General features: G+C 65.9%; 13 protein-coding genes. 5 read left to right on the top strand and 8 right to left on the bottom strand.

The window, feature by feature from the left end; all coding sequences use genetic code 11:
- Positions 1–5: 5 nt before the first annotated feature.
- The 4 genes from D3877_RS26420 to D3877_RS26405 form a co-directional block, all read right to left on the bottom strand.
- Positions 6–2,261 carry a polysaccharide deacetylase family protein gene (locus tag D3877_RS26420; RefSeq protein WP_199721000.1) on the bottom strand — a complete coding sequence of 752 codons (2,256 nt, stop codon included), beginning with the start codon at positions 2,259–2,261 and terminating at the stop codon, positions 6–8.
- Positions 2,258–3,136: a glycoside hydrolase family 191 protein gene (locus D3877_RS26415; RefSeq protein WP_238475101.1), complete on the bottom strand. Its 879-nt coding sequence runs from the start codon at positions 3,134–3,136 to the stop codon at positions 2,258–2,260. The genes D3877_RS26420 and D3877_RS26415 overlap by 4 nt, the downstream gene beginning before the upstream one ends.
- The gene (locus D3877_RS26410; RefSeq protein ID WP_119833785.1) at positions 3,124–4,050 is read right to left on the bottom strand and encodes an NAD-dependent epimerase/dehydratase family protein; all 927 of its coding nucleotides are present in this window, start codon (positions 4,048–4,050) and stop codon (positions 3,124–3,126) included. The genes D3877_RS26415 and D3877_RS26410 overlap by 13 nt, the downstream gene beginning before the upstream one ends.
- 72 nt (positions 4,051–4,122) lie before the next feature.
- Positions 4,123–4,515, bottom strand: coding sequence for a response regulator (locus tag D3877_RS26405; protein ID WP_274379660.1), 393 nt, complete (start codon positions 4,513–4,515; stop codon positions 4,123–4,125).
- A gap of 273 nt (positions 4,516–4,788) precedes the next feature.
- Between D3877_RS26405 and D3877_RS26400 the strand changes: the two genes are divergently transcribed.
- Entirely contained in the window at positions 4,789–5,412 is a 624-nt protein-coding gene (locus D3877_RS26400; RefSeq protein WP_119833784.1) for a glutathione S-transferase family protein, read from the top strand.
- A gap of 3 nt (positions 5,413–5,415) precedes the next feature.
- On the opposite strand, the gene D3877_RS26395 is transcribed toward D3877_RS26400, so the two are convergent.
- From D3877_RS26395 to D3877_RS26385, 3 genes are read right to left on the bottom strand one after another with little or no spacing between them, the layout of a single operon-like run.
- Positions 5,416–7,008 carry a sensor histidine kinase gene (locus D3877_RS26395; RefSeq protein WP_238475099.1) on the bottom strand — a complete coding sequence of 531 codons (1,593 nt, stop codon included), beginning with the start codon at positions 7,006–7,008 and terminating at the stop codon, positions 5,416–5,418.
- Complete coding sequence (locus D3877_RS26390) at positions 6,998–7,792, bottom strand: response regulator transcription factor (protein WP_119833783.1); 795 nt, start codon at positions 7,790–7,792, stop codon at positions 6,998–7,000. The genes D3877_RS26395 and D3877_RS26390 overlap by 11 nt, the downstream gene beginning before the upstream one ends.
- Positions 7,785–8,396, bottom strand: coding sequence for a hypothetical protein (locus D3877_RS26385; protein ID WP_238475098.1), 612 nt, complete (start codon positions 8,394–8,396; stop codon positions 7,785–7,787). The genes D3877_RS26390 and D3877_RS26385 overlap by 8 nt, the downstream gene beginning before the upstream one ends.
- 694 nt (positions 8,397–9,090) lie before the next feature.
- Here D3877_RS26385 and D3877_RS26380 point away from each other — a divergent pair.
- Both D3877_RS26380 and D3877_RS26375 read left to right on the top strand, forming a co-directional pair.
- The gene (locus tag D3877_RS26380; RefSeq protein ID WP_158600015.1) at positions 9,091–10,359 is read left to right on the top strand and encodes an MFS transporter; all 1,269 of its coding nucleotides are present in this window, start codon (positions 9,091–9,093) and stop codon (positions 10,357–10,359) included.
- Between the two features lie 84 nt (positions 10,360–10,443).
- Positions 10,444–10,746, top strand: coding sequence for a hypothetical protein (locus D3877_RS26375; protein WP_119833781.1), 303 nt, complete (start codon positions 10,444–10,446; stop codon positions 10,744–10,746).
- 88 nt (positions 10,747–10,834) lie between these two features.
- Here the strand turns inward: D3877_RS26375 and D3877_RS26370 are convergent, their stop codons facing one another.
- Positions 10,835–11,461: an ATP-dependent Clp protease proteolytic subunit gene (locus D3877_RS26370; protein ID WP_119833780.1), complete on the bottom strand. Its 627-nt coding sequence runs from the start codon at positions 11,459–11,461 to the stop codon at positions 10,835–10,837.
- A 225-nt stretch (positions 11,462–11,686) separates the two neighbouring features.
- On the opposite strand from D3877_RS26370, the gene D3877_RS26365 reads away from it, so the two are divergent.
- Positions 11,687–12,550, top strand: a complete 864-nt coding sequence (locus D3877_RS26365) for a glycosyltransferase (protein ID WP_119833779.1) — start codon at positions 11,687–11,689, stop codon at positions 12,548–12,550.
- Positions 12,551–12,700: 150 nt separating this feature from the next.
- Positions 12,701–13,846, top strand: coding sequence for an efflux RND transporter periplasmic adaptor subunit (locus D3877_RS26360; RefSeq protein WP_119833778.1), 1,146 nt, complete (start codon positions 12,701–12,703; stop codon positions 13,844–13,846).

Below are 13,846 nucleotides of genomic sequence, written 5' to 3'. Positions count from 1 at the left end.
CCGGCCTACCGCGCCAATCGCTGCACGCGCAGCGTCAGGGGCTGGATCGCCGACACCGCGATGGCGACAGACAGGCGGTTTTCCTCGTCCGTCTGCGCCTCGCTCGACCATAGCAGCCGCCCGTCGCGTTCGGCGCGGACGGCGTAGCGCCCGGCCTGCGGCAGCCGCCACGTCATCGCGCCGTCGCCATAGCCGGTCGCCACGACGGTGAAGCCCGCATCTTCCGCCCGAAACCCGGAAAAGGCCCAACGCCCTTCGATCAGATAGGGAACCGGGGCGGACGGCGGAACGTCGCCACGCTCGACCTCGACCAGCGCCACCACCGGGGCCGCTGCGGCGGGATCGAGGGCGACATACAGGCTGCCCTGGCTGTGGCGCTGCCCCAAAACGCCGGTTGAGCGGGAAAAATCAACCGCCGTGAAGCTCGCCCGGTCAAAGCGCAGCGTGTTCAGCGCCCCGCGATCCCGCACGCGCCAACGCCGCTCGCCCAGCGGCTCGAACCGGGCGCCGTAAAAGCTCTCGGCGATCAGGGTGTAGGTGGAGGCGGCGACCGGGGCCAACTCCGCCGCGCGGGCCGCCGTCAGGTTGCGGCGCAGGGCGTTGACGCTGGCCGTCTTTTGCCCGGAATACATGTGGTAATAGATGTTGAAGGGCTTCAGGCGGATCGGGCTGTCGGTGTTGCGCGCCGTGTGGATCAGGTTCTGGAAGCCATAAAAGCGGTTGGTCCACAGATCGGTGTAGGTGTTTTCGTTGCTGCCCGCCGAATAGATCTGCCGCTCCGCCCCCACCGGCAGGCCGATGGCCGGAACCGTGGTGATCGACGGGTAATCGGCGTCGAACCGGGCGTCGCCGCCGTTCATGTTGCGCCCGCCCGCCTTGCGCACCGCCGCCACCGCCGATTCAAAGGGGGAGGTGTCGCCCGACCATTGCACCAGCCGCGCCGTCTTGCCGGGCGGGGCCAGATGGGTGAAATAGGTCAGCGCCCCGCCGATTTCCTGGTCGAGATCGAAAGGCTTTTGCAGATAGGCGCGGGGAACCGCGTAGCGTCCGATGTCGACGCCCTCGCCCCCCGTCTCCGCCGCGTCGTACACGCCCGTTCGCCCCAGCATCCGGTCCAGCGCGCTGCGCTTCGGCCCAGCCGCCCCGGTTTGGAACATCGCTTCCTTCTGCGGGTCGTAATCCTTGAAAAAGGCCCATTGGAAGGGGTGGGTCCAGGTGTGGCTGGCTGGCTCAACCTGCGGCAGGGCGAACAGCCGCGCGGCGGCGGCCAGCGATTCAGGCGTGCCTTTCCAGGCCGGATCCAGATCGCCGACGATGGGGGCCACCGACACCGGCAGATCGGGGAACGGCTCCACCGCCGCCTTGCGCACGACATCCGCCGACAGAAGCTTGTCCTTGGCGTAGGGCGCCGCCTCCGTCACGTTGCGCCAGCCGTCGCCGTCGATGTGGCTGAAATAGATCCGTCGTCCCGACAGGGTGGTCACGTCGGGCTTGGGCAAATCGTCGGTGGCGAAGGCGGCGCGGAAAAAGGCGAAGGGATCGGTGATCCACAGGCGACGATTGAGTTCGGGGTCGTAATGACGGGCATAGCCGTCCGTCACCAGACCGCCGGTCGGCCCGGTGACGATCAGATGGCTGTCGGTCGCCGCGTCGTCCCCCCGCCGCATCACCAGATGGGAGGTGAAACGGGCGTCCAGCTTGCGGAACAGCGGGTAGCCGGGCAGCGCGCCGATCAGCGGGCGTTCGTAGCCGACCATCGAATCCATCGCTGCCGGGCGAGATTTGTAGGTCAGATTGGAATAGCCGTCGTCATCGCGCAGGCCGAATTTAGCGAAGAATCGATTGCTCAAGGCCAGAGGAATGGGCTTTGCCCCCGCCGCCAGCCGGATGCCCGGCTGCCCCAGAATGGCGAAGCGCACGCCCCGGTCCATCGCCCGCCCGGCCCAGGCGATGTAGGCTCCAACATCGTCAAAAGGTTCTCCGGCAAACCAGGTGACGACGCCGCGCAAATCGGGGTAGCCCGCCAAATCAGGCAACCCGTCGGCGACGTTCCAATAGACCACCGACAGGCCCAAATGATTCAGCGGCAATTCCGCCATGCCGTGAATCCGGCTGAAGCGAATGGTTTTTTCCTCGCGCAGATCGACCAGCGCCAAAATCACACGCGGCAGAGTCGGGCCGGACGTCGCCGGTTCGGCGGCCCGCGCCGCTCCACACGCAAACAGCAAAAACAGGCAGAGACAGCGGACCAACACCGTCACGGCGGCGGCTCCGCGACCAGCCGGTCGAGATCGACCACGGACACATACGGGGAAAAGCCGTTGGCGCGCTGGCGGGCGTAGATGGCGCGCAGCCCAGCGGCGTCCGCCGGATCCCAGTAATCCAACGAGAACAGACCCAGCGCCGGGTTGATCGCCTTCGCCCCGGTCAAGGCGTCCACCTGAAAGCGGTAATCCTCTTCGCTTTGCAGGTGTGACGCCTTGGCGGCGAAATCCCAACCGGCGTAGACGCTCTCGCCCAGCGCGTAGTCGAGGGCGCGGGCGGTCTGCGGCAAAATCTCGTAACCACGATTCTGCATGATGCGGATTCGCGGCCAATTGGTCCGAATCGTCGCGACCAGCCGCGCCGCCCCCTCGGTCATCCCGGCCCAGCGTTTGGGGTCGGTGCGCTCCAGATGCGGCGGGTTGTCGAGCGTGTCGAGGAACACCCCATCGAACCCAGCGCGCAGCAGGGCGGGGACCAGTTCCTCGACCACCAGCTTCACCCACCGGCGATCACGGACGTCCACATAGAAGCTGCCCGGCCAGTTGGGGTTTTCCTGGTCCAACAGGCCCCAGCCCTTGACCCGCTCGAACCAGGGGCGGTGCGTCTCGACCTCGCCGACGCTGATGTAGCCGAGCAGCGTTTTGCCGCGATCCTTCAGTGGACGCAGCGGCGGATGATGGCGGCTGTCCAGCACCAGCAAGCCATACGGCTCGAAGGCGCGGGTTGGTTCCTTGTCGGCGTAATAGACGGCCCAACTCACGCCGTCGCCAGCGGAACGCGGCGCGGCGCGCGCCACACGGGGAAGCGCCATGGCGGCCCCCCCGGCCAGCAGACCGCCCGCGACCGCGCGGCGCCCGATCACCCCAGCCACGCCAGCGTGTCGCGCAACCCGTCTTCCAGCGACGTGTCGCAGGTGACGTCGAAGGCGGCGCGCAGGTTCGACGGATCGCCAATCGACAACCGAATGTCGCCCGCCCGCGCCGGGCCATAGGTGCGCTCCAACGCCCGCCCGGACAGGGAGGCCAACACTTCGGCCAGGCGGTTGACCGTGGTCGGGACGCCGGTGCAGACGTTGAAGACGGGAGCGCCCGCGCGCGGCGCGTCCATCGCGGCGGTCAGGCAGCGCACCAAATCCTTCACATAGACGAAGTCGCGCACCTGCTCGCCGTCGCCGTTGATGGTGATCGGCTGGCCCTTGGCGATCCGCCCGGCGAAAATCGAAATCACCCCCGAATAGGGCGATTTCGGATCTTGGCGCGGGCCATACACGTTGAAAAAGCGAAAGCCGGTCGTCGGCACCCCATGCACCCCGTCGGCGACGCGCGCGTGCAGCTCACAGCCCAGCTTGTCCGCGCCATATGCGGACAGCGGGCGGGTCGCGGCGTCTTCGCGCAGCGGCATGTTCGGGTTGTCGCCATAGACGGCGGCTGACGAGGCGTAGACCACCGGGATCGGCCCGCGCGGGTTGGCGCGGCGGGCGGCGTCGAACACGGCGATGGTTCCCGACAAATTGGCGTGGTGAGTCTCCAGCCACGCTTCGCGTGAACGGTCAACCGAGGCCACCGCCGCCAAGTGAAAACAGCCGTCCATCCCGGCCATCGCCGTTTCAACCACCGCCGGATCGGCGACCGTGCCGACCGTCACCGGAACCGAATCCGGCAGGTTGGCGCGCTTGCCGGTGGACAGATCGTCCAGAACGAAGGCCTCATGCCCCGCCGCCAGCAAGCGTTCCACCAAATGGGAGCCGATGAAGCCGCAGCCGCCGGTGACAAGATAACGCGCCATGGTCGCGGTGCTCCTGTTGTCCTGGATTCACGAGAAACCGTCTAAAAACACCGTCGCCGCCGCCTCCAACCGTCAGGCTGCGGCCGCTTTCAGGAATTCGGCCACCACCGCCTGGAATTCCTTGGGCTTGATCGGTTTGGAGACATGCCCGTCAAATCCGGCGTCGGCAAGACGGCGCTTGTCCGCCGGGGACGCCAGATTGGTGACGGCCACCACAGGCGTCGCCGCCAGACCGGAGTCGGCGCGGATTTGCTTAATCAGCTCAACGCCGGACAGGTTGGGCATGACGATGTCCATCACGACCAGATCGGGTTCCAGATCCCGCATCAGGTCGAGAACGGCGCGCGCGTCCGTCGCCTCGACGACCGAATAGCCCCCCTCCTCAAGACAACGAACAAACAGCTTGCGCATCAAGATGTTGTCTTCGACAACCAGGATTGTTCGGATTTTTTCGACCGTATCCATCATCACGCCGTCAGGAGGAAAGAGCCGACAACCGCTGAGGTCATTGGCTCAAATTCAGCATATTTTGTACTGAAATGACCCGCGTTGGTCAAGCAGACCAGGGCAACCATCGCGAGAAGCAGAAAAGACACAATACTGCCATGCGGCGAGATATTGTTTCGCGAGAAATGCTTTTCATTCTCATTTTTCCCACTGGCGCCCAAACCTGATTTCTGGCCATCCTTCCGATCATTGCGGCGATGCGCCGCAGCTCAAGAAGGGAGATCAGACACCGTGACCGCCGCTTTCACTTTGTACGGGAACGTCAATTCACAACCGGCCACCCGCGTCGGGCTGTTCTTCCGTCTGGCCGGAATCCCCTTCTCTTACCGCCATGTCGATCTCCGCAACGGGCAGCAGAAGACGCCGGAGTATCTGGCGATCAACCGTTTCGGGCGCGTGCCGACGCTGGTCCATGGGGCGCAATCGCTGTCGGAATCCAGCGTCATTTTGACCTATTTGGCCGAGCAGACCGGCAAATTCGGCGGCCACAGCGCGGCGGAAAAGCTGCGTCTGGCTGAATGGCTGAGCTGGTTGGCCGATGTTCTGCTGCCGGTGCAGCGCGCCCGCGCGGTGCGCAAGTTCAACGGCGACGCCAACGCCCTGCCCTGGATCGACGCCTCGGCGGCCACCGGCCTCGCTTTGTTCGAGCAGCATCTCGCCGGTCGGACCTTTATTGAAGGCGAGCGGCTGACCATCGCCGACATTTTCGCCTTCCCCTGGATCGACCTGCTGAGCGAATCGGCGGTTGATCCGGCGAAATACCCGAACATTCAGGCCTGGGCCGACCGCGTCAAGGCGCAGCCCGGCTACACCCCGCAGTATGAGTTGCTGCCCGCCCACGACGCGGAGCTGTAACCCTCACCCGGCGACCGGCAGCGCGACCGTCATCCGAAAGCCGCCGTCCTGGCGGTTTTCGGCGCGGACGCGCCCGCCGAACGCCTCCACATTCCGCCGGACGATCCACAGGCCGATGCCGAAATGCGCGCCATCGGCTTGGTCGCCACTGGCTTGGTCGCCACTGGCTTGATCGTTGCCCCCCTCGCCGTCCGGCATGCCGTGGCCCGGTTGACGTTGGGAGAAATAGCGCTCGAAAATGCGGTCAAGATTGTCGGCCTCCACCCCCGGCCCATCATCCTCGACCGTCAGCGCGACCCACGCCCCATCGCGGACAACCCGCACCGAGATCAGACCGTCAGCGGGAGAGAAGCTGACCGCGTTCTCCACCAGATTCTCGACGATGGTTTCCAGCGTCTCTTCGCTGGCGCGGACAAACAACCCGGCCTCGACGCGGGCCTGCAACCGCAACCGCCGCTCCGCCAACACCCCGGCGTAGCCGTCGGCCATGCGCTCCACCAAGCCGGACAGATCGACCCGGCGGCGGGCCGGGGCCAGCAGATCGGCGGCGGCCTCGTCCATCCGACGGGCGAAGGACACCAGACTGTCCAGCTTGTCCACCGACGTTTCGATCATCGCCAATGCTCGTTGGCTGCGGGCGCTGTCCGACGGCAAGGCGCGGCGCAGCGGTTCAACGGATTGCCGGATCACCGCGATCGGCGTCTTGAAAGCATGAGCGTTGTCCTCGGCGGCCCGGCGCAAGGATTGGGCGCTGTCGCGCAGGGTGTCGACCAGACGATCAAAATCCTCGGCCACCCCGGACAATTCCGGCACCCGGTTGCGCGCGGCGAAGGACCCGCCGCGCTTTCCGCCCTCGCCGCCGACAATGTCGCGGGCCAAATCGCCAAAGCGCCGCAGGCTGCGCCACACCCCGGCCAGCACGGCCAGAACCAGAACCGCCATCACCAGATAGACCGCCGCCGCCGCCTGCACCGCCGGAGTGCGCCAATAGGGCCGCCCCAAGGATGAGGCGACATACCCCTCCGTCGCGTGGCTCGTCACCAGCGCCCAGCAGCCGAACGGCGTGGTGATCGGCGTGATGGAGGACAAGACCTCCTCCCCGCCGGACGAATGGGGAACCCGCATGGCCAGCGTGGCGTTTTCGGCGCAACTGGCCCCCAGCCGGTCCAGGATTCCCAAGGCCGCCAGTTGCCGCCGCTCCTGGTCCAGATCGGCGGTCGGCAGGCTGGGCGCGGTGGCGACGTAATAGAACCCGTCCACCGCCCCGCCGCGCGGGCGGACCAGCAGCCGCAGCCGCGTGCGGTCGTCGGTGAAGCGGGCCAGCGCCCCGCTCAGCGTCGGCAGGGCGGAACGGTCGGCGTTGAGCAACTCCGGCTCCAGCGCGCGGGCGACCAACTCGCCCTGGCGCTGGGCGCTGTTCAGCAGCAGCCGCTGGGTCGCCTCGTCGGCGCGGCGGAACTGGTCGTAGAGCAGAACCGGCACGGTCAGAAAGACCAGAACCAACAGCATCAGGCGGCTGGCCAGAGAATGCCACAGCCAGCGCCCCAAGGCCGAACGGGCGATCCGCCCGCGCCCCGACCGCGTGTCAGTCGGCACGAGCGCGATCCGGCGACTCCTCGTCCGCCACGGCGCCGCCCATCCCCTCCTCCTGCCCCCAGCGATAGCCAAAGCCGGGGTAATTCTCGATGCAGTCAAACTGCGCGTCGGCGGCGCGGAATTTTTGCCGAATGCGCTTGATGAAGGCGCGGACGTTGGCCCGGTAGCCCGATGGGCCGAAACCGGCGACGAAATCCTTGCCATGCACCAGATCATAAATCTGCCGGTACGAGACATCCTGTTCGGGTTGGGCGGCCATCAGACTGACGATGTTGAACTCGGTCAGGGTCAGATCGACGCGCTCGCCCTTCCAGAAGGCGCGGCTGTTCTCCAGCCGCAACTCCAGGCTGCCCAGCCGGTGCAGGGCCGGTTGCGCCGCCGCGCCGTTTTCCTCGCCGCCGCTTTTGGCGCCCGCTTGGATCAGGCGGATGCGCTTCAGCAGAATCGACAGGCTGCGCGACTTCTCGACGAAATCCAAAGCGCCGCCAGCCAGCGCCGCCTCTTCATAGATTTCGTCGGACAGCACGGTCAGAAAGATCACCGGAGCGTCGATTCCCCGCGCCCGCATCTGGCGCAGCAGATCAATGCCGTCCATGCCGGGCATGCGCCAGTCGAGCAGAACGATGTCCACCGTCTTGCCCGCCGCGAAAAACTCCAACAGGGGCGGACCACGGTCGAACGTCTCCACCACATACCCCTCATCCGCCAGATTGAGGCTGAGGGATTCGCGGAACAGGTCGTCGTCGTCCACCAGCGCGATGCGGGTGACGGCTGGCTCAGTCATTGCGGACAGCCCTCGGTTCGGATCCAGCGGGGGAGCCGGATTGAGCGAGGAGTTGGGCAAAGCACTGGCGGTCTGAATCGGGGACATTGGGATTGCTCTTCATGTCGTAAGAAAGGGCGCGAAAGTCTTGGGACAGGGTCATGTCCATGAAAAAGAACACGTCAAGCCGACAGCCGCCTTTGGCGTAGCGCCAAATACGACCCGGCGAGGCTTCTTCCCGCGCGGCGGGGCTGCCCAGAAGCTTCGCCGTCTGCGCTTCGTTCAGCCCAACCAGGGTGTCAGGCGTCGCCAGAGGGGCTGATCGCGTCGGCTCTGGAGTCGCGGCGGGCGCCGTTGGCGGCGGGATGTCCGGCAGAGACGCCGTTTGCATCGGCAGCGGCGACGCGACCATCGGCGGAGATGGCTTCACCTTGGGCAGCGGCGTCGCCGACGTCCGGCTGACCGCCGCCGTCAAGCGCGCCTCGGGCGCGGCGGCGTTCGGCGGGACCGTCGCGCCCAGGCAACTCGCCAGCAACGGAACAACCGCCAGAGCAAGCCCCAGGACGCGGCGCCGCCCATGGCTCCTTGCCTTGGCCACCTTGCGGAGGACGCCCGTTGCGGTCATGCGATCGAACCTTTCGGAACGGAGAGGGTCGGAATTGTTAGATTGGCGCCGCGCAACGCCAATGCAACAGGGTGGATCAAATCCCGGTCACAGGAATGACCGATTTTTTCACCGCGCTTTGTCCAAAACTCGATGATTGTTGGTTAATTGTCAATTAACTTGCTCAACAAAAGGCAAAATTCTGACGCGCCACGAAACATTTCATAAATTTAATTTTGAATGTCGATTGGCTGTCATGCGGAGCGGTCTTTTGCGGTCGCCAACGCGCGCCTGATTTTCTGTGGCGACAACGGGCGGAAAACACCCGGACAACGAGCGTTGAGCAGAGCGCTCGTCCAAACGAAAGATCGGAACGCACAGTCAAAAAACAATCGGCGGCAGGTCCATCAATCAATGGACCTGCCGCCGGTCAGCCGGACGGGCAACGTTGTCGATGGGCTTGGCGCGTTGGAAGACGGCCAAAAGACGTTGCCGCTTGAACTCCAGCCTTCATTCCGGCCAGTCTGCGCGAATGGTCGGTGTTGTGGGATCAATGCTTGGGCCAGCATCATCCAACACAGGACGAAGGGTGCGCCTGTTCGGCGGTCCCGTCAAGTTCGCATGGCTGACAATCAGCTCCTTCCTCTGGACGTCATCCCCCGCCTGGGCTTAGCTGGCCCGGCTGAACGCGGCTATGGGGGAGCAAGGCCACACAATGACCGACCAAGCCACAACCGCCCCGAACAGCGGCCCCAGCGTTCTTCGGCGCGTGCTGGTCGTCTTCACGCCCTTCGCCCTGGGCTATTTCCTGTCCTTCCTGTTCCGCACCGTCAACGCGGTGATCGCCGACGAGCTGACGGCGTCGTTGGGCGTGACGGCGGCGGGGTTGGGGTTTCTGACCAGCGCCTATTTCATCGCCTTTGGCCTGTTCCAGCCGCCGCTTGGCCTGCTGCTCGACCGTTTCGGGCCGCGACGGGTCGAATCCGCCCTGCTGTTGGTCGCCGCCGCCGGGGCGGCGCTGTTCGCGCTGGGCCATGATCTGCCCACCCTGGCCTTGGCGCGGGCCATGATCGGGCTTGGCGTGTCGGCCTGCCTGATGGCGGCGCTGACCGCCAACGTCATGTGGTGGCCGAGCGAGCGTTTGCCGACGATCAACGGCCTGTTTCTGGCTTGCGGCGGTTTGGGCGCCGTCTTCGCCACCACCCCGGTGCGCCTGCTGCTGGGTTTCACCGATTGGCGCGGCCTGTTTTTCGGCATCGCGGCGGCCACCGTGGCGGTGGCGATCCTGCTGTTCACCGTCGTGCCGGAACGGCGGGCGGCGGGCGCTGGAACCCTCACGGTCGGCGCCCTGCTGCGCGGTACGGCGACGGTGTTCCGCAGCCCGACCTTTTGGACGCTCGCCCCCAGTTGCGCGGCGATCCAAGGGGCCTTCCTGGCTTACATCAGCCTGTGGGCCGGGCCGTGGCTGCGCGACGTCGAGGGCATGGACCGTCTGGCCGTCGCCACCCATCTGCAACACGCGGCGGTGGCGATGGTGACGGGATTCGCCCTGTTCGGCATGATCGCCGACGCCGCCCGCCGGATCGGCTTGACCCCGCCCATGGTGCAGACCATCGGGGTGTCCATCGCCATTCTGACGCAAGGCGCGATGGCGCTGGATCTGGGCGTGCCGCCGCTGATCGGCTGGATTCTCTATTCCTTTTTCGCCAGCGCGTCGGTGATGGGCTATTCGCTGCTGACCCAGCGCTTTCCGGCGGAGCTGGCCGGACGGGTCAACACGGCGGTCAATCTGCTGATGTTCATTGTCGCCTTCACCCTGCAACCAGCCATCGGCTGGGCGCTGGGCCATTTCCCGGTGGCGACCGGCGGTTACACGGTCGAAGGCCACCGGCTGGCGATGCTGGCGGTGGTCGCTGTGCAAGTCGTCTGCGTCTTTGCGCCCTTCGTTGTTTTTGCCCGGAGCGGTGAAGGGAAAGCGCCCTGATCACCCCTGGGCGCATGGCTCAAGCCCCGTCCCATGCGGCATCACATCTTGCGAATATGAGTCGAAAGGCACATATCTTGGATCATGCAAATCAACGCCCCCACTCCGTCGCTCCAGGCGATCAAGCCGCAACCGCCGATCACACCGGCGGCGCAGTTGGCTTTGTCCCCGGCGGTGCAGGCTGCGCAACAGACCGCCCCGACGGTGCGCACCCAGACGGTGGCGGCCCCGCAGGCGGCGGGAAAATCCGAACAGACCCGCGACGCGCAGACCAGCACCAAGAATGGCCAATCGCTGGACAGCAACGCGGCGGCGCTGGCGGCTCAGGTCAATGGCCAAGGCTATCGCACAGCGCAACGCGGTTCCTTGCTGAACCTGTCCGTATAAGACGCCGCCGCCACTTTGGCGGCGCGAACGCCGGTCATAAAAAAGGCCCCCTCCCACCGGGAAGAGGCCTTTTTGTTTGGGCGCTCTGTTACTTCAGCTCGTCCATGCCGTTGATGATGTGGGTGACGATGCCGTATTCCTTGGCCTCGCCCGCGAACATCCAATAATTCCGGTCGGTGTCCTTGGCGACCTTTTCATAGGTCTGGCCGGTTTCGCGCGCGATGATGCGGTTCAGCCGCTCACGCATACGGATGATTTCCTTCGCCTCGATGGCGATGTCCGTCGCCCGACCGCCGGTGCCGCCCAGCGGCTGGTGAATCAGAAAGCGCGTGTTGGGCAGGCAGAAGCGGTTTTCTTTGTCCGCCGCCAGGAAAATGTGGCAACCGGCGCTGGCGACCCAGCCCGTGCCCAGCATTTTCACGCGCGGCTTCACGAAACGGATCATGTCATGGATGGTGTCGCCCGCCTCGACATGGCCGCCGGGGGAGTTCACCACCACGGTGATGTCGCCGTCGCCCTCGTTGGCCAGCGCCAGCAGTTGGGCCGTCACGCCTTGCGCCAGCTTCATGTCGATCTGACCGAAGATCAGCACGGTGCGCGACTTGAACAAGGATTGCTGCACGGCGGCGAACGGCGGCTGGGCGGTGTCCTTCGACTTTTCGTCCGGTTCTTTTTCGGGTTCGTCGTCGAACCGGGTGTATCCGACCTGCGCCATTGATGTTGTTCTCCCTGGTGTCGGAATCCTAAGTTATCGGAAACCTGGATATCGGAAACCTGAATCGTCAGAGCTGGAGCCGCATGGCGCCTCGCATGATTCACCACATAGCCCGTATCGGGTCCAGGTTCAACGCCCGGCGACGGCAAAAGCGACAGGCGCGTTGACGGCCCGGCCCGCTTCTCCCCACACTCCCACGCGCGAACGCGATGGAGGGTGCGACAAATGGCCAAAGCGACCGGCGGAAACGACGCGGAAATCGGCGTCTCGGTCATCATCGCCGCTTACCGCGCCCATGACACCATCGCCCGCGCCGTCGGCAGCCTGCTGACCCAGCGCTGGACCGCTTGGCAGGCGGTGATCGTCAGCGACGACGGCACGGATTACCGGCCAACCCTGTTGAGCGCGGGACTCGACGATCCCCGGTTTCTCTTCGCCAGCACCGGACGGGTCGGGGCCGGAGCGCCCGCCGCGCGCAACGCCGGGCTGGCGGCGGCGACCCTGCCGCTGATCGCGCCGCTCGACGCCGACGACCTGTTCCGACCGGAGCGGCTGGCCGTTCTGGCTCCCTTGGCCTGGACGCGCGGCGCCGCCTTCGACAACGTCGCCGTGGTGCAGGACGAGGACGGCGCCCCGCTGTCCACCCTGTTTCCGCCGGACGACGGAACCGCCGAATTCGACGCTACGGACTTCCTCGCCACCTCCGTGCCAATGTTCCCGCTGGTGCGCCGCGACCTGTGTCCGGGGTGGGAGGAGGACGTCAATTTCTGCGACGACGTGGTGTTCAACGTCCAGATCCTGGACCGAACCGGCCCGGTCCCGCTGGTGAAAACTCCGCTCTACGAATACCGCCAGCGCGCCGGATCCATCACCTTCTCCACCGACAGCGGCGACCGGGCCGAACGCTGCTACCGCCATGTGCTGGCGCGTCTGGCGGGCGATGGCTTGCGGATCGGCGATCCCGCCTTGCGCGCCCGATTCGCCGAGGCGGTGGAGGCCAAGCGCGCCCGCAACGCCGCCTATGAGGCCGCCTTCAAGGCCGGACGCTGCGCCAATTTCCAGGATTTCCTTGCCCTGAACGGGTCGTGAACAGGCCACGCCCTACAGGCCCATCGGCCATGATGGGGTTGCGGATTGAACATTCTCGACATCGGAAGTGAACTGAACGATATAGTTTAGTTTGTCGCGCCGCAGAGTGTTGCGCTGCGGTTGAAACGAAACGTCGTCCGGGTTCTGTCCATGCGCCACTCGCTCCGCATCATCGCCCTTATCGTCCTGGCCGCGCTGGGCGGCGGCGCCTACTGGTACTTCGTCAAGCAAGGCGGGACGGTGGCGGAACTGACGGCGCTGCTGAAAAGCCACGGGGTTCCGATCCCGGGTGGCGACGCGGCGGGCGCGAAGCCCGCAGGGCCGCCCCCCGGCGGCATGCCGCCGATGCCGGTCGAAGCCGTCCCGGTGAAGATCGGCGTCGTCGCCCGTTCGGTGACGGCGGTTGGCTCGCTGCTGTCCAGCGAATCGGTGGTGATCCGCCCGGAAATCGCCGGGCGCATCGCCGAAATCACCTTCCAGGAAGGCCAGCGCGTCACCAAGGGGGCCATCCTGGTTCGCCTTGATGATTCCATCGCGCGGGCCACGCTGGCCCAGGCCCAGGCCAGCATCGCCTTTTCCCGCGCCGAACTGTCGCGCGCCGACCAGTTGGTGCGGCAGAACACCGGCCCGGTCCGCACGCGCGAACAGGCGGCGGCCAAGCTGTTGGCCGACGAGGCGACGGTCCAGCTCGCCAAGGCGCAGTTGGACAAGCAGGTTCTGACCGCGCCCTTCGACGGGGTGTTGGGGTTGCGCAAGGTGTCGGTCGGCGATTTCGTCCAATCCGGCAAGGACATCGTCAATCTGGAGGCCATCGACACGCTGAAGCTGGATTTCCGCGTGCCGGAAATGTTCCTGACGGCGGTCAAAATCGGCCAGACGGTCAAGGTCGCGGTGGACGCCTTCGCCGGACGCGGCTTTGACGGCGAGGTTTACGCCATCGACCCGCTGATCGACGTCAATGGCCGCGCCGTGGTCATCCGCGCCCGCGTCGCCAACCCAGACGGCGCGCTGCGCCCTGGCCTGTTCGCCCGCGTGGCGCTGACCCTGACCGTGGTTCCCGACGCGGTGCTGATCCCTGAACAAGCCATCGTCGCCTTCGGCAAGGACCAGTTCGTCTTCAAGGTGGTGGACGGCAAGGTGGCGCAGACCAAGGTCGCGCTGGGCGAACGCCGCAACGCCGAGGTGGAGATCACCCAGGGGCTGAAGGCTGGCGACGTCGTCGTTACGGCCGGGCAATTGAAGATTCGCGACGGTTCCCCGGTGGCCGTCGTCAACGCCAAGCCGTCGGGGAGCTGA

The organism is Azospirillum cavernae, assembly GCF_003590795.1.
In the GTDB taxonomy this organism is placed as follows: Bacteria; Pseudomonadota; Alphaproteobacteria; order Azospirillales; family Azospirillaceae; genus Azospirillum; species Azospirillum cavernae.
This window is presented reverse-complemented; position numbering and strand designations above follow the sequence as displayed.

Coding starts and splice junctions, on each gene's coding strand:
- D3877_RS26410 (WP_119833785.1), bottom strand. CDS start 4,050: ATGGCGCGTTATCTTGTCACCGGCGGCTGCGGCTTCATCGGCTCCCAT.
- D3877_RS26405 (WP_274379660.1), bottom strand. CDS start 4,515: ATGGATACGGTCGAAAAAATCCGAACAATCCTGGTTGTCGAAGACAAC.
- D3877_RS26390 (WP_119833783.1), bottom strand. CDS start 7,792: ATGACTGAGCCAGCCGTCACCCGCATCGCGCTGGTGGACGACGACGAC.
- D3877_RS26385 (WP_238475098.1), bottom strand. CDS start 8,396: ATGACCGCAACGGGCGTCCTCCGCAAGGTGGCCAAGGCAAGGAGCCAT.
- D3877_RS26380 (WP_158600015.1), top strand. CDS start 9,091: ATGACCGACCAAGCCACAACCGCCCCGAACAGCGGCCCCAGCGTTCTT.
- D3877_RS26375 (WP_119833781.1), top strand. CDS start 10,444: ATGCAAATCAACGCCCCCACTCCGTCGCTCCAGGCGATCAAGCCGCAA.
- D3877_RS26370 (WP_119833780.1), bottom strand. CDS start 11,461: ATGGCGCAGGTCGGATACACCCGGTTCGACGACGAACCCGAAAAAGAA.
- D3877_RS26365 (WP_119833779.1), top strand. CDS start 11,687: ATGGCCAAAGCGACCGGCGGAAACGACGCGGAAATCGGCGTCTCGGTC.
- D3877_RS26360 (WP_119833778.1), top strand. CDS start 12,701: ATGCGCCACTCGCTCCGCATCATCGCCCTTATCGTCCTGGCCGCGCTG.